The organism is Streptomyces sp. NPDC058001, from assembly GCF_042886315.1.
In the GTDB taxonomy this organism is placed as follows: domain Bacteria; phylum Actinomycetota; class Actinomycetes; order Streptomycetales; family Streptomycetaceae; genus Streptomyces.
Genome location: NZ_JBHVQT010000022.1, coordinates 23,389 through 40,898 on the forward strand (window position 1 = coordinate 23,389; position 17,510 = coordinate 40,898).

At 72.6% G+C, this 17,510-nt stretch carries 14 protein-coding genes; 5 read left to right on the plus strand and 9 right to left on the minus strand.

Translation table 11 applies throughout. The annotated features are described in order from the left end of the window. Positions 1-53 precede the first annotated feature (53 nt). Entirely contained in the window at positions 54-4,982 is a 4,929-nt protein-coding gene (locus ACFVT5_RS39880; protein ID WP_389898709.1) for a DNA repair ATPase, read from the plus strand. A gap of 23 nt (positions 4,983-5,005) precedes the next feature. On the opposite strand, the gene ACFVT5_RS39885 is transcribed toward ACFVT5_RS39880, so the two are convergent. The 7 genes from ACFVT5_RS39885 to ACFVT5_RS39915 form a co-directional block, all read right to left on the minus strand. Continuing rightward, positions 5,006-6,526 carry an oxidoreductase gene (locus ACFVT5_RS39885; RefSeq protein ID WP_389898711.1) on the minus strand — a complete coding sequence of 507 codons (1,521 nt, stop codon included), beginning with the start codon at positions 6,524-6,526 and terminating at the stop codon, positions 5,006-5,008. Between the two features lie 46 nt (positions 6,527-6,572). Next, positions 6,573-7,235: a hypothetical protein gene (locus ACFVT5_RS39890; protein WP_389898715.1), complete on the minus strand. Its 663-nt coding sequence runs from the start codon at positions 7,233-7,235 to the stop codon at positions 6,573-6,575. Continuing rightward, positions 7,232-7,960 (minus strand): hypothetical protein, encoded by a 729-nt coding sequence (locus ACFVT5_RS39895; RefSeq protein WP_389898717.1) that lies wholly within the window; start codon positions 7,958-7,960, stop codon positions 7,232-7,234. The genes ACFVT5_RS39890 and ACFVT5_RS39895 overlap by 4 nt, the downstream gene beginning before the upstream one ends. Before the next feature lie 149 nt (positions 7,961-8,109). Beyond that, positions 8,110-8,940 (minus strand): NAD(P)H-binding protein, encoded by an 831-nt coding sequence (locus ACFVT5_RS39900; protein ID WP_389898719.1) that lies wholly within the window; start codon positions 8,938-8,940, stop codon positions 8,110-8,112. A 62-nt stretch (positions 8,941-9,002) separates the two neighbouring features. Next, entirely contained in the window at positions 9,003-9,788 is a 786-nt protein-coding gene (locus ACFVT5_RS39905) for an ABC transporter permease (RefSeq protein ID WP_389898721.1), read from the minus strand. Further along, positions 9,785-11,353: an ABC transporter permease gene (locus tag ACFVT5_RS39910; RefSeq protein ID WP_389898723.1), complete on the minus strand. Its 1,569-nt coding sequence runs from the start codon at positions 11,351-11,353 to the stop codon at positions 9,785-9,787. Before ACFVT5_RS39910 ends, ACFVT5_RS39905 begins: the two co-directional genes overlap by 4 nt. Continuing rightward, positions 11,350-12,357, minus strand: a complete 1,008-nt coding sequence (locus tag ACFVT5_RS39915; protein WP_389898725.1) for an ABC transporter ATP-binding protein — start codon at positions 12,355-12,357, stop codon at positions 11,350-11,352. Before ACFVT5_RS39915 ends, ACFVT5_RS39910 begins: the two co-directional genes overlap by 4 nt. A gap of 128 nt (positions 12,358-12,485) precedes the next feature. Between ACFVT5_RS39915 and ACFVT5_RS39920 the strand changes: the two genes are divergently transcribed. The 4 genes from ACFVT5_RS39920 (at position 12,486) to ACFVT5_RS39935 (ending at position 15,874) form a co-directional block, all read left to right on the plus strand. Further along, on the plus strand, positions 12,486-13,676 hold the full coding sequence (locus ACFVT5_RS39920; protein ID WP_389898727.1) for a sensor histidine kinase: 1,191 nt from the start codon (positions 12,486-12,488) through the stop codon (positions 13,674-13,676). Between the two features lie 158 nt (positions 13,677-13,834). Further along, positions 13,835-14,515 carry a response regulator transcription factor gene (locus ACFVT5_RS39925; RefSeq protein WP_389898934.1) on the plus strand — a complete coding sequence of 227 codons (681 nt, stop codon included), beginning with the start codon at positions 13,835-13,837 and terminating at the stop codon, positions 14,513-14,515. A gap of 18 nt (positions 14,516-14,533) precedes the next feature. Further along, positions 14,534-15,280 carry a phosphotransferase gene (locus ACFVT5_RS39930; RefSeq protein ID WP_389898729.1) on the plus strand — a complete coding sequence of 249 codons (747 nt, stop codon included), beginning with the start codon at positions 14,534-14,536 and terminating at the stop codon, positions 15,278-15,280. Positions 15,281-15,322: 42 nt separating this feature from the next. After that, positions 15,323-15,874, plus strand: a complete 552-nt coding sequence (locus ACFVT5_RS39935) for a GNAT family N-acetyltransferase (protein ID WP_389898731.1) — start codon at positions 15,323-15,325, stop codon at positions 15,872-15,874. Positions 15,875-15,906: 32 nt separating this feature from the next. Here ACFVT5_RS39935 and ACFVT5_RS39940 read toward each other — a convergent pair whose 3' ends face one another. Together ACFVT5_RS39940 and ACFVT5_RS39945 are read right to left on the minus strand one after the other, a co-directional pair. Then, on the minus strand, positions 15,907-16,482 hold the full coding sequence (locus ACFVT5_RS39940) for a contact-dependent growth inhibition system immunity protein (protein WP_389898733.1): 576 nt from the start codon (positions 16,480-16,482) through the stop codon (positions 15,907-15,909). A 208-nt stretch (positions 16,483-16,690) separates the two neighbouring features. Beyond that, on the minus strand, positions 16,691-17,407 hold the full coding sequence (locus ACFVT5_RS39945) for an RNase A-like domain-containing protein (RefSeq protein WP_389898736.1): 717 nt from the start codon (positions 17,405-17,407) through the stop codon (positions 16,691-16,693). Positions 17,408-17,510: the final 103 nt, after the last annotated feature.

Here is a 17,510-nt window from a genome sequence, read left to right on the forward strand (position 1 = left end):
CACCGTTGAGAAACACCGTCGAGAAATGTCGAGAAAGAAGAAGGCAGGACGAGATGGCAACCGGTACCTACGAGGCGTCCGACACCGGTACCTACGAGGTCCTGCGCGACCGGCTCGCCGCGCAGGCCGCCGAACTGGCCCACCGCGCGGAGGAGTTGAACGCCCGCCGGATCGAGGAGTTCGGCTCGGCCCGCCTGGAACTCACCGGCACCGACAACTTGCGCACCGAACGCGCCCGTACCCCCCGTGACCTGGTCGCCGTCGCGGACCGGCTGCTCTTCGGATACCGCACCGGATACGGCACCGCGCTCGCGTCCGGCGCCGAGACCACGCCCGCCGATGTGTTCGCGCTGTACGACCGCGACCTGAATCCGCTGCCAGACGACGCGGTGCCGGGACTGCTGGACGACCCCGCCTTCGTACGGGAGTTCGCCGCGCTGTTCCGCTACTACCAGGGCAGTCGGCTGCTCCAACTGCGGCACACCGAGGGCAAGTTGCTCGCCGTGTTCCGTACCGGTGAGCAGACGGGTGACATCCGGGTGCTGCGCTGGGCCATCGGCGACGACGGCACCGCCGCCTTCCTCGACGGGCACGGCGAACGCGGCGAGCACCACGCCGTGTTCCCGCCGTCGCACGACGTCACCTGGACGGAGACGACCCGCGAGGACCATGTACTCGGCCGGCGTCCCCATGTGTCGGTCGGGGGTGAGGTGTTCGTGTCCACGGTCGGCGGATCGCTGACCCTGACGACCGCCGTCGACGCCGCCGACACCGAGACCCCCGACGACATCCACTCCGAGCCCGTGGACGAGCCGCTGCAAGCACTCGCCGACGCGGACATCGCGTACGCGCGCGTGGGCGCCCTGATCCTGCTGCGGGTGCGGCCCTACCGGGAGCCCGACCACCGCCACCTGGTGTTCAACACGCTCACCCGGACCGTGGTCCGCCTCGACGCCATCGGCAGGGCCTGCCGCCGGCTCCCCGACGACCAGGGCATCGTCTTCCCCGGCGGCTACTGCCTCGCGGAGGGCTCCCACAAGATCTTCGACGGTGTCGACGCCACCGACCTGGAGTTCGAGCGGACGCTGCGCTCACCCAACGGCGAGGACGTCCTGTACGCGTTCCACGCGCGCGCCGAGGGCCGCAGCGTGCTGCTCCCGTACAACCTGATCCGCAAGGAGACCGCGCCGCCGCTGGTCTGTCACGGCTGGGCCCTCTTCGACGACGGCACCCTGTGCGCGCTGCGTACGGGCCCGGCGGGGCCCGAGGCCGCGCGGGTGCATCCGGTCCAGGTGTGGCGCTCGCCGTTCCTGTCCGACACGCGTGCCGCCGCCGGACCCACCGGGTCGGGGCCGCTGGCCCGCGTCGGCAACGCCGACCTCGTGCGCGGTATCTCCGACTGCCTCTCCGTCACGCGCGCCGCCACCGCGACCACACCGACGACCGAGGGGTACGAAGCGCTGGCTGCCGACTGCGCCCGCGCCGCCGACACGTACCACTGGCTGTCCGACGCCGAACTCGGCGCGCTGGGGAGGCCGTTGGCCGAACTGCGCGCGACCGCCGAGCAGGTGATCGCCGAGTTCGCCGCCGTGCGGGCGCTCACCCGGCAGGCCGCCGACGCGCTCGGCGAGGCCGCCGTACGGATCGCCTTCGTCGTGCGGCGGCTGCGCGGCGAGGCGCCTCGCGACGCGGTCGCCTGGGTCGACGGGCTCACCGAACTCCGTCGCGCCCAAGGCCACTTGCTCACCCTCAAGGACATGCGGTACGCGGATACGCACCGGATCGACGCGCTCGCCGGTGATGTCGAGGCCGACCTCGCGGCGTTCGGGCGGCGCGCCGTCGCCTTCCTCGCCCGCGAGGACGCCTTCCGGGGCCACCACGAGGACGTGGAGGGACTGATCGGGGACGCGCGGGCGATCGGCACGGTCGCCGAGGCCGCGCCGCTCGCCGCCCGCGTCGAGGAACTCGCCGAGGGCCTGCGGACGGTCACGGAGGTCGTCGCCGGGCTCGACATCGGCGACGCCACCGTCCGTACCGCCGTCCTGGAGCGCATCGCCGAGGTGCTCGGCGGGGTCAACCGGGCCCGTGCCGAGCTGGAGTCCCGGCGCCGGGACCTGCTCGACCAGGAGGGCCGGGCCGAGTTCGCCGCCGAGTTCGCGCTGCTCGGGCAGGCGGTCACCGGGGCGCTCGCGGCGGCCGGCAGCCCCGAGGCGTGCGACGACCAACTCGCTCGCTGTCTGCTCCAGTTGGAGACCCTGGAGTCCCGCTTCGCCGAGTTCGACGGCTTCCTCGCACAGCTCGCCGACAAGCGCACCGAGGTGTACGAGACCTTCTCGGCGCGCCGCCAGACCCTCGCCGACGCCCGTGCCCGCCGGGCCGAACAGCTCGCCTCGTCGGCCGCGCGGGTCCTGGAGACCGTGGCGCGCCGGGCCGCCGCACTGCCCGACGCGGACGGCGTCAGCACCTACTTCGCGTCGGACCCGATGGTCGGCAAGGTCCGCCGTACTGCCGACGCGCTGCGGGAACTCGGCGACACGGTACGGGCGGAGGAGCTGGAGGGGCGGATCGCGGCGGCCCGGCAGGAGGCGGCGCGCGCCCTGCGGGACCGGGGGGACCTGTACACGGACGGCGGCGCCGTGGTCCGGCTCGGGCGGCACCGGTTCGCGGTCAACACGCGTCCGCTGGACCTGACGCTCGTACCGGACGGGGAAGGGCTGGCGTTCGCGGTCACGGGGACGGACTACCGGGCGCCGGTGACGGGGGGCGAGGGCTTCCCGGGCGGCGACGGATTTCCGGGCGGCGGTTTCGCGGACACCCGCCGTTTCTGGGACCGCCCGCTGCCCTCCGAGTCGCCGGACGTGTACCGCGCCGAACACCTCGCCGGGCGCCTCCTCGACGAGCACGGGCCCGGCGCGCTCGCGGCGGCCGACCTGCCCGCGCTGGTGCGCCGGGCGGCCGACGACGCGTACGACGAGGGGTACGAGCGGGGCGTCCACGACCTGGACGCGACGACGATCCTGCGGGTGCTGCTGCGGCTGTACGAGGGCGCGGGGCCGCTGCGGTACGAGCCGGCGGCGCGGGCCGCCGCGCAGCTCTTCTGGGCGCACGCCACGACCGCCGACGCGCGGGCGGCGTGGACGCGGCGCGCGGTGTCCCTCGCGCGGGCCCGCGCGACCTTCGGCCCGGCACCGGCCATCGCCGACTTCCAGGGCGAGTTGGCGGAGGCGATGGCGCCGGGTGCGGGCGGGGACGGGGCGTCGGCCGCCGCGTATCTCTTCGAGGAGCTGACGACCGGGCCCGAGGGGTTCGTGGTGAGCACCGCGACCCGGACGCTGCTCGACAAGTTCCGGGGCGCGGTGGGGACTTCGGCGTACGACGACGACCTCGCGGCGCTGGGGGAGCCGGGCGGTCTGAGCGCACGGCGGCAGTTGGTGGAGGCGTGGCTGAGCGCGTACACGGCGTCGACGGGGGATGGTCTCGCCGGCCGTGACCTCGCGGAGGCGGTGGCGGCGGAACTCTGCCCAGGTCTCGTCCGTTACGAGAGTGAGGCCCCGGTGACCGCCACCGCCGAGGGACTCCTCGGCACCCACCCCCGTATCGCCCACCGCGCCCTGACCGTCCGGATCGACGAATTCCTCGCCCGCACCAGGGCGTTCCGCGCCCACGAGGTGCCCGCGCACCGTGCCTACCAGCGGCGCCGTACCGAGCTGGTCGCCGCCGAGCGGGCCCGGCTGCGCCTGGACGACCACCGTCCGAAGGTGCTGTCGTCGTTCGTGCGGAGCCGGCTGATCGACGAGGTGTATCTGCCGCTGATCGGCGACAACCTCGCCAAGCAGCTCGGTACGACGGGCGACACGCGTCGTACCGACACGAGCGGTCTGCTGCTGCTTGTCTCACCGCCCGGGTACGGCAAGACGACCCTGGTCGAGTACGTCGCGGACCGGCTCGGTCTGGTCCTGGTGAAGGTCGACGGGCCCGCGCTCGGGCACGGCGTCACCTCACTGGACCCGGCGGACGCGCCGAACGCGACGGCACGGCAGGAGGTAGAGAAGATCAACTTCGCGCTGGCGGCGGGCGGCAACACCCTGCTCTATCTGGACGACATCCAGCACACCTCGCCCGAACTGCTCCAGAAATTCATCCCGTTGTGCGACGCGACCCGGCGGATCGAGGGCGTGTGGGAGGGCGAGCCGCGCACCTATGACCTGCGCGGCAAACGGTTCGCGGTGTGCATGGCGGGAAACCCGTACACGGAGTCGGGCGACCGGTTCCGGATCCCCGACATGCTCGCCAACCGGGCCGACATCTGGAACCTCGGCGAGGTCGTCACCGGCAAGGAGGGCGCGTTCGCGCTGAGCTTCGTGGAGAACGCGCTCACCTCGCATCCGGTGCTGGCCCCGCTCGCCGGCCGTGACCGCGCCGACCTGGATCTGCTGATCCGGCTCGCGGGCGGTGACGCGGCGGCCCGCGCCGACCAGCTCGTCCACCCGTACTCGACGGTCGAACTGGACGCAATCCTGGGCGTGCTGCGCCATCTCCTTGCGGCGCGGGACACGGTCCTCGCGGTGAACGCCGAGTACATCGCGTCGGCGTCCCGCGCCGAAGCGTCCCGCACCGAACCGCCGTTCCGCCTCCAGGGTTCGTACCGCAACATGAACAAGATCGTTCAGCGGATCCGCCCGGTCATGAACCCCGCCGAACTCGCCGCCCTCCTGGACGACCACTACACGACCGAGTCCCAGACGCTCACCACGGGCGCCGAGTCGAACCTGCTGAAACTCGCGGAACTCCGCGGCACGCTCACGGCCTCGGACGCGGACCGCTGGACCCGGGTCAAGGCGGCCTATGCCCGCTCCCTCACCCTGGGCGGCCCCGGGGACGACCCGGCGACCCGGGCCCTGGCGGCCCTGACCCTCCTGGCGGACCGCCTGACATCGGTGCAACAGGCGATCGACCGGGCGGCGGGGCCGAGGTGGGGGTGACCCCTGGGCATGGCGGTCGGCGGTCAGGTCTTGTTCAGCGTCCGCGTCACGCCCGCGACGACGGCCGTCGTGAGGATCCAGCCCATACCGATCAGCGCGTAGGAGACGCCCTGGGTGAGGCCGCCCGTCCAGTACCAGGCGTCGCGCTGGCCGAGGCCCCCGATGGGGATCAGCAGATCGAGGGCGTACACGAGCGGGTTGAACGGGGGACCGTCACCGGGCTGCGCCGCGTGCGGTGACCCGCCGCTGAACACGGCCGTGCCGAGCAGGGTCAGGGCCAGCAGCCACAGCCCGGCGAGCCAGGGCCGGTAGCCGAACCCGACCGTGGCGTCGAGGACATGGCTCCACACCCGGCCGCCGGCGCCCATGGTGGCGCGGCGGTGACGCTGCTTGGCGAGGAGTACCCGGCGGGCGTCGTCGTCGTGCCCGACCGTCCGGTACCAACTCGCCAACTGCTCGTAGGGCTGCGGCACGTAGGCGGGTTCCCGGCGCAGCCACGCCAGACGGCGGTCCACCTCGTGCCGGGCCCGCCGGGCGCGGGGCGGGCCTTCGTCGGCCGACTGGAGAGTGCCGTAGACCAGGCCCTGGAGGTGGACGATCCGGGGCCAGGAGTCCGGCCGGTCGTGCAGGACGTCGACGTGGGCACCCCGGAGGTCGACGGCGCCCGACGGGGGCAGGGCCGGGGTGAACTCCAGGGCGCCCGCCTGCGTCCGCGTGGCGTTCAATGCCGTTCCCCCGTGCGGGAGTTGGGTGTCGCCGTGAAGGACGGCTCCGCCGAATCTCAGCGGCCCGGTGATCTGCGCGCCGCTCAGGTCGACCGTGCCGTGCGCGGTGAATCCGTCGCGGAAGTCCATCGTGGAGGCGGTGGCGTTCTCCGCGCAGAGCGCGATGCCGCGCGGGTTGTCGAGGTGGGCCTCGCGCAGGAACAGTCCGCCCGGCATGGTCGCGCCGGGCATCGAGATGCCGCCGCGCGCCGTGAACCCTTTGCGGCACCAGATGCCGCCGCCCATGACGAGCCCGCCCGCGTTCACCGCCCAGGTGTCGGACACCGCGATCTCGGCGCCGTCCAGGACGAGTTCGGCGGCTATGTGGGCGTTGGCCAGGTCAAGGGTGCCCGTGAACGCGGACCACCGGAGGTCCAGACGGCCCTCGATCCGCGCCATCCTGGCGTCGATCCGCGTGGCCCGGCTGCCCGCCACACCGATCGACCGGACCGTGGCCCCGTACAGGCTGATGTCCTCGTCCAGGTGGCAGTCCGCGAGCCAGAGGGCGTGCGGGACCTCCGCGCCGCTCAGGTCGATCGGGCCCGTGATCCGCGCACCGGTGAGCCGCAGCGCGGGCACCGCGCCCTGGTGCCGCTGCCCGTCGCCAAGCAGCAGGGCGGCGAGCACGGCCGCCCGTACCGTGCGGTCCGCCGGCCAGGCGTGGCCGCCCGCCGGATCGTCGTCCTCGGGAGTCCCGGTGCGCAGATCGACCCGGCGGCCCTCCGGGAACGCGTCCCACACCCGGCGTTCGGCCGCGCTCAGGTTCTCGTACGACAGCATGCGCGCCAACGTAGCCGGACCCGGTGTCAGTCAGGGGGTGAGGGCGTCAGGGCGTCAGGCCCTGGTTGATCAGGGTCGTTGTCGCGGCGGTGGCGAGGAGTACGGCCGTGGTCAGGATCTGGGAGCCGGGTGGGAGGCCGCGGCGGACGAGTTCGGGGGCGGTCAGTGTCTCGGCGTCCAGATTGTTCGCGCGGACCAGCCACGGCGTGGGCGGATACGGGGGCAGGACGACGCGCCACGGCTGGAGGGGGTCGTACTCGACGACGGCGCGGGTGCGGTGCAGCAGGCCCTGGACGTCCAGGGGGTGACGGACCTGGATGCGGTACGGGCGGGAGCCGTCCGGCGGGACCACCGTCAACTGGAAGGCGAACACGCTGCTTTGGGACTGCGGGTCCGCCGTGCGCCCGGTCGCCGTGTCCACGGCCCGTACCGAGTGGACCACGGCCGGCGCGAAGACGCGGGGCCCGCCCGACCGCAGCGCCATTGCCGCGCCTCCCTCGGGCGCGCTCTCGCCGACCGCACCGAGCAGCGTCAGCAACAGCGCCGAGGACGTCAGACCGGCCATCAGCAGCCAGCGTGGGCCCTCGATCACGCCCACACCGAGCGCGGTGAACGAGGCGGTCACGACGAGGGTCGCCACCAGCAGATGCGGTGCGAACAGGCGCCGTACGAAGGAGAACGCGCCCGGTTCGCGCGCCGGGCGGTTCACAGCGGGTTCCTGACGGCCAGGTTCGCGGTCCGGCGTCGGCGCGGGATCGCGACCCGGGTGCGGCGCGGGTCGTCCGGGCGGTCCGGCGCGTACACGGCGAGCACCGGGCGGGCCAGCGCGAGGCGTTCGGTGACGGCGGGCACCTCGTGGCGCACGCCGTCCCGGTCCTCGAAGACGAGGGTGACCGCGCCGTAGTGGCCGTTCACGCGCCGCCACCCGGTGACCGTCGCCTCGGCGGTCGCGTACCGGCGGGACAGGCGGCGCAGCGCGGCGGTGCGCCGGAGGCTGACCGCGGCGCCCCAACTGGCGAGCAGCGCGCCGAGGCCGAAGACGGCCCACAGGAACGTCAGCCAGTCCGAAACGGGCAACTGCACGATCGGGAACAGGATGTGGAAGTCGGTCACGGTGTCGTAGTCGACCCGGCCGTCCGCGACCGCGTGGTACCAGCCCGCGACGCACGCGACCGCCGAGAACGCGATCGCCGTGCCCGCCGCCGCCCGGTGCAGGAACCGTACGGCGAGCACGCCGAGAAGGATCGCGCTCACGATGCCCGGGACGGTCGCCCAGGCCGCGAACCGGTCACTGCCGCAGCCCCCGTTCCCGTCGCAGGACCACTCGACGCCCGACGCCTCGGAACTCGCGACGAACCACATGAGCCACACCTGCCACGCGAGCAGCCCGCACGCCAGCGCGCGCAACACCTGCCCGTACACCGCCCGCAGCACGCTCCCCCGCCCCCTGTCCCCGTACGGCCTGCCCGCAGGGACCCTATACGCGCACGTCGCTCTCTGCCGGTGATCCCGACCAAGATCCCGACCAAGATCCCGGCCAAGATCCCGGCCAAGTTCCCACCAAGCGAGTGTCCCGCCTGGGCCTACCGGAACAACTCGGCGTGCTCCTGGGCCCACTCGGCGTAGGTGCGGGACGGGCGGCCGGTGAGGCGGGGGACCGTGTCCACGACCGTGCGGCCCACGGGTGGGGTGTTCTTGTAGACGTCGAGGAGCCAGGCGATGGAGTCCTCGTCCTGGCCCTGGGCGCGCATCTCGTCCGCCGTCTCGGCCTCGGTCTGTTCCACCAGGCGGACCTCGCGGCCCCGGGCGGCGGCGATGGCGGCGACCTTGTCGCGGACCGTCAGCGCCTCGGGCCCGGTGATCACGTACTCCTGGCCCGCGTGCCCTTCCTCGGTGAGCGCGACCGCGGCCACCGCGCCGATGTCCGCCTCGTGGACCAGCGCGCTGAGCCGGTCGACGAAGGGGGCGCGGGCCGTGTCCTCGGTACGGATGGACTCGGCCCACTCGACGGAGTTCGCCATGAACTCCACGGGCATCAGTACCGTCCAGTCCAGACCGCTCCCGCGGACCGCGTCCTCCAGTGGGGTCGGACCGCCGCCGTGCAGGACGGTGACCCGGCGGACCCCCGCGTCGCGCGCCGGTTTCAGGAGGTCGGGGCCGGTCTCCAGGGGTTCGTAGCCGTGGGAGAACGTGATCAGGTGCAGACCGGTCACGCCGTCCAGCGCGGGTTCGACGGTCGCCGGGTCCGTCAGGTCACCGCGTACCACCTCGACCGCGTCGGGGAAGGCCGCCCGGTCCGGGTCACGGGTCAGCGCACGGACCGTGTGCCCGCGCTCCAGCAGCTCCCGGACAATCTGCCGCCCGACCGTCCCGGTGGCCCCGGCCACCAGATAGATCTCTGTCGTGTTCGCCATACCGGCACGCTAGAAGCCCTCGCGGACAGCGAGAGTCCGCAAGACGGGGCCCTCCGGCCCTGTTACGCGTCCCGCCCGCGCAGCACCCCCGCCCCCGCCGCCAGTGCCACGCCCGCCCATGCCACCAGGACCGCCAGGCCCGGCCAGGGGGCGATCGGGAGGGCGTCGAGGTTCCGGGTGGACTGGATGGCCAGGCCCGCCGATGCGGGGGCCAGTTCCTCAAGGCGGTCGCGCCAGCGGCCGTCCGCGAGCATCATCGCGACCACCGGGAATGCGTAGAGCAGGCCCAGGACGGTGGTGAGGGCGCCCGCCGTGTCCCGGACGACCGTGGCCACGCCCAGGGAGAGCAGCGCGACCAGGGCGAGATACAGCACCGTGCCGCAGGCGGCGCGCAGCGTCGGGCCCTCGGCGAGGGAGAGCGGTGCCGTGGAGAAGCCGTTGCCGGGGAGCAGCAGGCGGGCGGCGAGCAGCGAGCCCAGGACCGCGACCGTGCCCGCGGCCCCGGCGGCCACCGCGACGACCAGGGCCTTCGCGGCGAGGACCCGCCCACGGACCGGCACGGCGGTCAGCGTGGCGCGGATCGTTCCGGTGCCGTACTCGTCACTCATCACCAGGACCCCGAGCACCGCGACGGCGGCCTGCCCGAGCCAGGTACCGGTGAGCGCGAGCTTGACCGTGTCCTCGTGGCACTCGGCGGGCGTCGGGCACTGGTCCGCCGAGACCGAGCCCGTGGTCGCCGCGCCCAGCGCCACCGTCAGCACGGCGACGGCAGCCAACAGCCACCAAGTACCGGGCAGCGTACGGAACTTGGTCCACTCGGCCCACAGCGCGCCCAGTCCCGTACTCACGCGTCCCGCTTCCGCAGCCGCCACATCGCCACGCCGAGCACGACCACCGCGTACCCGCACAGCACCGTGAGCCCCGTCCACGGCCCCTGGGGATAGCAGCCGTCCTCGGGCAGACAGACGGTGTCCACCTGCTCGTACCGGAGTGCCGTCCGCTGGATCGCGAACCCGGCGAGCGGGGTCAGCCGCATCACCCACTGGGCGACATCGACCGGCAGCCCGGAGAGCAGGACCAGCGGCAGCACCAGCACGACGACGATCAGGGTCACCGCGGCGGCCGTGTTCCGCAGCAGCGCGCCCGCCGCGAGGGCGAGGACGGTGACCGCGGCCAGCAGGACGGCCGTGCCGAGCACCGCGCGCAGCACGGGCCCGTCGGTGAGCCCCAGGTCGGGGTGGTACAGGGGATGCGGGAGCCGCTCGCGCAGGGCGGGTTCGGCGAACAGGAACGCCACGGCCGACCCGACCGCGCCGGTCACGAAGGCGGCTCCCGCGAGGACGACGGCCTTCGCCGCGAGCACCCGGCCCCGGCGCGGCGACGCCGTCAGCGTCGCACGGATCATGCCGCGCCGGTACTCGGCGGTGATGAACAGCGCGCCCAGGGCCGCGAGCGGGATCAGCCCGATCTGGGCGCCGCTCAGGGCCCGTTGGACGAGATCGGTGTCCAGGACCATGGGGGCGATGTCGCCCGAGGCGGTCAGCCTCCACGTACCGCCGCTTTCCGTGGACCCGTCGGCACGGCCGGTGTCCCGGGGGTCGCCGGGTGCGCCCCCGCCGATCCGGTCCTGCCGCCAGCCGCTCCCGGCCCCGGTCCCCTCCACGGTGACCCGGTCGAACGCCGCCGTGACCTGGGACGGGCTTCCGCCGATCCGCGCGGAGCCGAACTCCCGCTGGACCTCCACATGCCCGGGTGTCGCCGCGAAGAGCCCGGCCCGCGCGGTACGCGGCAGCCCCTTGAGGGTGACGCTTCCGACCTTGTTCCAGCGCGCGCCGTCCGCCGACTCGTATGCCGTGACGACATCGCCGGCGCGGGTCAGCCGCAGCCAGTACGGGCCGTCACCGGTTTCGGCGGCGCCCGCCGTGTCGTGCGTGAAGTCCGACTGGAGCCGGACCCCGTGCCCCGGTGTGACCATGACGGCCGCGTACGCCGACCCCGGTTTCGTGCTCGCCTTGACCATGATCCCGGCCTTGGCCCACGGTTCGGCGGGCCCTTCGCGGCCGGTCGGCGGGGACACCCTCGCCGTGAGGGTGCCGTCGCCGGTCAGCCCCTGGTGCACGAAGGGGAAGGAGTCCAGGACCGCCTTACCGTCCGGGCCGATGGGCGGCGGGGGCGGACCGCCGCCGGCGACCTTGCTGCTGCCGCTCAGCGCGCCCAGCATCGAGACGAAGACGGTGACCAGCACGGCGGCGAGCAACGCGACGCCCCATCGGCGCACGGTCCGCAGTTTCGTCCACTCGGCGTGCAGGAGTTGGGGGAAGCCGTCGTGGGAGGGGGGGAGTTGGGAGCGGTACGGGGTGACGGGGGGTGGCGAAGGGACCGGGGGCGACGGGGTGCCGGGGGGTGTCGTCATGAGGGGGTACCGCCTTGTCCGTCGTCCGTGCCGGTCGAGTCCCCGCCGGTCGAGTCCCTGCATGGCGAGTCCGTCGCGCCGTCCGTCGCGCCGTCCGTCGCCCGGAACTCCGTGACGTCCCGGGTCAGTTCCATGTACGCCTCCTCCAGCGTCGCCCGATGCGCGCCGACCTCCGAGAACGGCACCCCGGCAGCACCGAGGAGCCCGACGATCCGCTCGGCGGGCAGCCCCGTCACGGTCAGCGAGTCGGGCCCGTCGGCGGCGACGGTCGCCCCCTCCCTGGCGAGCAGCGTCATGGCCTCCGTACGGGCCGATGTACGCAGCGCGACGCGGTTGCCGGACGCCGCGTCGAGCAGCGCGGCGACGGAGGTGTCGGCGATGAGCCGGCCGCGTCCGACGACCACCAAGTGGTCGGCGGAATCCTCCAGTTCGCTCATCAGATGGCTGGAGACCAGGACCGCGCGGCCCTCGCGGGCCAGCCCCCGCAGAAAGCCCCGGATCCAGCGGATGCCCTCGGGGTCGAGTCCGTTGACCGGCTCGTCGAGCAGCAGGACCGGCGGGTCGCCGAGCAGGGCCGCCGCGATACCGAGGCGCTGCCGCATACCGAGCGAGTAGCCGCCCGCGCGCCGCCGCCCCGCCGAGCCGATCCCGACCTGCTCCAGAACCTCGTCCACGCGCCGGGCGGAGAGCCCGTGCGAGTGCGCCAGCCACAGCAGATGGTCACGGCCACGGCGGCTCGGGTGCACGGCCGTCGCGTCGAGGAGGGCCCCGGCCCTGGTCAGCGGCTGCCGCAGGGTCGCGTACGGCTGTCCGCCGATGAGGGCGGTCCCCGCGTCGGGGGCGTCCAGGCCGAGGAGCATGCGCAGCGTGGTGGACTTGCCCGCGCCGTTGGGCCCGACGAAGCCGGTGACCTGGCCGGGCTCGACGGTGAAGGACAGTCCGTCGACGGCGACGGTCGCCCCGAACCGCTTGCGCAGTTCGCGCACTTCGATGGTTGCTTCCATACGAAGGGAGGCTAGGGAGACGGGGGTCAGGGGTCGTCACGTACGGGAGCGGTCTTGGTATCCCTCGCGTGGGGGACGTACGGCGGGAGGGGGCCGGTGAGAATGACGCAACGGGGAGGTGAACGCGGATGGGGCGGAAGGCACTGACGCCGAAGGCGCTGATGGGCGGGTGGGTACGAAAAGGCGGGTCGGACCCGGCACGCATCGCAACGGCACTGACCCTCCTGGCGGCCACCGAGACAGCGATCCGACTCCCGCCCGAAATCCCCGTCGCCCTACTCCTCGCCCTCTGTACCACGGCACCCGTCGCCCTCGTGCGGACCTGGCCGGGCACCGCCGCGCTCACCGTGACGGCGGCCGGGATGCTGGCACTCACGCAGTACCGGATCCTGACGCTCGCCGGTCTCGCCGCGCAGTTCCTCGTCCTGCGCCACCTCGCCGCCGGTCACCACCGCACCCGGAACCTGGCCCCGCTCCTCACGCTCCCGTACCTGACACTGGCGGTCACCGACTCCGACGACATGGGTGTCCGGGTGTACGCGGTGCTGGGTGCCGTCCTCGCGGCGGCGGCGGTCGCGGAGGGCGTCGGGCGCCGTACTCGTGCCGACGCGGTGGCCCGTGACGCCACCGAACGGGCCGTCGCCGACACCCTCATGGAACACGTGGCGCGCGGCGAACGGGCCCGGATCGCCCGTGAGTTGCACGATGTCGTCGCCCATCACCTCTCGATGATCTCCGTACAGGCGGAGACGGCCCGGCTGACCACGCCTGGGATGCCGGACGCCGGGGCGAAGCGGCTGCGGGACATCGGGGACACCGCGCGCGCCGCGCTGACGGAGATGCGGCGGCTGCTCGGTGTGCTCCGCGAGGACGCCGGGGCGCCGCCGGTCACCCGCAGGCCGCAGCCCGGACTCACCCAGCTCGGCGAACTCCTGGACGAGGCACGCGAGGCCACGGGGGCCGGTACCCGGCTGATCGTCAGCGGTCCGGTCGCCCCGCTCGACCCGGGCGTCGAGCTGACCTCGTACCGCATCGTGCAGGAGGCCCTCACCAACGCGCGGCGGCACGCGCCTGGCGCGGCGGTGGACGTGGAACTCCGGTACGCGAAGGAGGAGTTGGAGTTGCGGATCAGGGACAACGGCCCGGGACCCGGCGGCGAGTCGGGCGGCGGTCGCGGTGACGGTCCCGCCGGTGGACACGGACTCCTCGGTATGCGGGAGCGGGTCGCGGCGGTCGGCGGCGAACTGAGCGTCGGCCCGGCACCGGGAGGCGGCTTCCTGATCGAGGCGAGACTCCCGACGACGGAGGCGACGCTGTGAAGACGGCGGGTCCTGTGATGACGGCGGGCCCTGTGGAGACGGCGGGCCCTGTGGAGACGGGCGGAGGCGACTCGGTGAAGACGGCGGAGGTGGCCCGGTGAAGACGGCGGAGGCGACCCGGTGAAGACGGCGGAGGTGGCCCGGTGAACGAGTCGCATGTGACCCGGATCGTGGTGGTGGACGACCACGAGGTGGTCCGGGCCGGTTTCGCCGGACTCCTCGACACACAGCCGGACTTCACAGTGGTCGGCACGGCGGCGGACGGCGCCGAAGCGGTACGGGTCTGCCGTGAGCGGCGCCCCGACGTCGTACTGATGGACGTACGGATGCCCGGCATGGACGGTATCGAGGCGACGGCGAGAATCCGCGCGGACGCCGGGCCGTCGCAGGAGGGTGCCCGTATCCTCATCCTCACCACCTTCGACCTGGACGAACACGTCTACGACGCGCTCGCCGCCGGTGCCGCCGGCTTCCTCCTGAAGGACGTCACGGCGGAGCGGCTGTTCGACGCGGTACGGGTGATCGCCGCCGGGGACGCACTGCTCGCGCCTGCCGTCACCCGCCGCCTCATCGGCGAGTTCGCCCGCCTCCGCCGCAGACCGCCGCCGGCGCCGACCGTCGGCCCGCTCGCGGCGCTCACCCCGCGCGAGACCGAGGTGCTGCGCCTGCTCGCCGAGGGCCTGTCCAACCCGGAGACCGCCGCCCGCCTGAGCGTCAGCGAGGAGACGGTCAAGACCCATGTCAGCCGGATCCTCACGAAACTCGCCCTGCGCGACCGCACTCAGGCCGTGGTCGCGGCCTATGAATCGGGCCTGGTGGTACCGCGGTCGGCGGAGTGAAGCCGTACCGTTTCACCCATGGGGACAGGGGAGTTGGGGACCGGGGAGTTGGGAACCGGGGGGTCGGGGACCGGAGAGTCGGGGACAGGGGATCTGATCGGAACCGGACGCAGCGCCGACGTCTTCGCGCTCGGCGAGGACTGGGTCCTGCGCCGGTACCGGAACGGCGGTGACGCCTCTGCCGAGGCACAGGTGATGGCGTATCTCGCGGGGCGCGGATATCCGGTACCGGGGCTTCGGGACCCTGCGCCCGCCGGACCCGGCGCCTTCGTGGCGCCGCGCACGGACCTGGTCATGCGACGGCTGCGGGGCCCGTCGATGCTGGGGGCCTTGGCGGAGGGCACCCTCACGGCCGAGGAGGCGGGAGCGACCCTCGCCGACCTGCTGCACCGCCTGCACGCGCTCCCCGCCCGCGTCTCCGCCGACCCCGCGCACCGCGTCCTCCACTTGGACCTGCACCCGGACAACGTGATGCTCACCCCCGAAGGACCGGTCGTGATCGACTGGGGCAACACCGAGGAAGGGGACCCGTGCTTCGACCGGAGCATGTCGGCGCTGATCCTCGCGCAGGTCGCGGTCGCCCCCGGCCCGTACGCCGTGCCCGCCCGCTCGGTCCTGGTGTCGCTGACAGCCCACCTCGGACCCCTGGATGATGACTGCCTCGCACGGGCCCGCGCCCGACGGGCCACCGACCCGTGCCTCACGGCGAGCGAGACAAGCCTGCTCGACGAAGCCGTACGTCTGGTCCGGGACTCCGGGAACTGAAAAGCGTTGGACAGGGACCGGGGCGGCGGTGACCCTTCGGGGATGACCGATCAATCAGAGCATGCACAGCAGAAAACCCTCCGCTTCGTGCCGTTGTCCACGGCCGCGCTGAACGCCCTCGCCGAGGGTGACCTGGTGCAGGGGAGCGCCGAGGCCGGGGTCGACCTCGGCGACTTCTTCGCCACGGACACCGCGCGGTGGGTCTGGCGGCACCGGCTCGGCCAGCTCGCCGAGCGGCCGGGCATCGAGGGCTGGCTCACACACGCCGTGGTGGACGAGGCGGCGGACGGCGCGGCGGTCGGGTACGCCGGATTCCACGGGCCGCCGGACGAGACGGGCATGGTCGAGCTGGGCTACTCGGTGGTGCCCGACCGACGCCGCCAGGGATACGCCAGGGCGATGCTGACCGACCTGGTACGCCGAGCCGCCACCGAGCAGGACGTACGGACGATCCGGGTGACCATCAGCCCCGACAACACCGCGTCCCGCGCCACGATCGCCGGTTTCGGCTTCGAGGAGGTCGGCGAGCAGTGGGACGAGGAGGACGGGTTGGAGACCATTTACGAGATCCCGGCGAACCGGGACACCGCGTGACCGCGTGACCGTCGACCCCGGGACGAGGCTTCTCAGTCCCGGTGGTCCCTCTCGTACCGCCGCAGCCGGTCGGCGATGTGGTTCATCCACTCCCAGCCGGTCATGCCCTTCGGGGGCAGCAGGCCACAGCCGATGGCGCCGTCGTAGAGGGCGTACTTGAGGTCGTCCTCGGTGGGCGCGATGACGCGCAGATCATCGAGATCGCGCAACATCTCCGTGGCGTACGCACCGGGCGACCCCTCCAGGAAATCCTCCATGATCGCCTCGCGATCGGGGTACAGGTGGAGACTGTCCATATGGAATCCGCCGGCCAGCAAGCCCCGGATCGCGGTGTACCGCTCACGCCACTCCCACCCGGATTCCGGTACGGCGTCCTCGATCCGCTCGCCCGAGGCGATGAACTTCCGCAGGTGCGGGAGCATCAACGCGAAGAAGTCGTCGGGGTCCTTGCCGTCCGAGGACTGCAGTGCCTCGGGCGGGATACCGGCGTCGTAGAGCGCGTTGAACACAGGCTCCGTGGGCCCGGCCTCCAACAGCGTCTCCAGCTCCGCCAACACCCGGGCGGCCCGCCCAGGATGCCGCGCGGCCACCCGCAAATACCCCCGCATGGCCCGAGACGGAACATCGGGGGTATCAAGATCCCCGACCCCCAACAATTCCCCGTCCCGAGACCGCCTTTTGGTGCTACGGGTCCCTTCGTAGGCAGCCAGTAGGTCCGGCAGCTCATGGAATGTGATGTCCCTTTCTTCGCCCTCTTCGGCGGAAGGGATGGGGGTGTCGGACATGAGGTACGGTTCGCTTTCGCTGATGGAGATTCTAAATTGCCGGGCCAGGGAAGGAGGTTATCACTATGTAACCATCCGGTGCCGATGGGTCTCGTTTGATCACGATGGTCGCGTCACTGACAGAGTGCGGCTTCGTGCTCTTTCGTGCTTCTTCCTGGGATATCCTGCGCCCAATCTGGGCATCTGGAAAATCCGCCGTAAATTCCTTGGTCTTACCAGTTCCGCTTTTCAGCCAAGTCTCAATCCCTACCTTTCTCTTGGTGGCCACCTTGTCCATATAGGTTTTGGCCTCGGTGAAGCTCTCATACGTGGACGCGGCAGGAATGTCGGGCTCGTCCTTCAGTCGGTTCCGTAGGTGCTGGTCGCTCTTGCCCACGTGTTTCTGGATGGTGTGGCCGCCCAGGCTCTCCTCCACCGCCGGGTCCAGCTCCCGCAGCTTCGGCGGGCTCGCGCCCCCGCGGACCCACTTCTGCTCGTAGGTCTTCCAATTCCTCTTGAGCCAGTGGGCGTCGGGGCTCTCCGGGTTGACCCCGTAGCCCCGGTACGGATTCCTTCCGGACGCGTATGCCTCGGCCAGCCCGCCCGACCCGCCGCGACCGCCGGCGACGGCCCACGCGCCGCCGGCGCTCATGCCGCCGGAGCCGGGGCCGCCGAGCATCATCATCGTCTCGATGTCCATGCCGACCTGGGTGGCACCGTCCAGGGTGTCGGCCGTGATGCCCGCGAGCGCGTAGACGTCGGCCACCACCTGCCGGAAATACCAGGTCGCGAAGCTCGGCTCCCGGACGAACGCGGTGTCGTTGGTGTGGTGGATGTTTGTTGACCATCGTGTCGCAGGCGTCCTCCAGTGC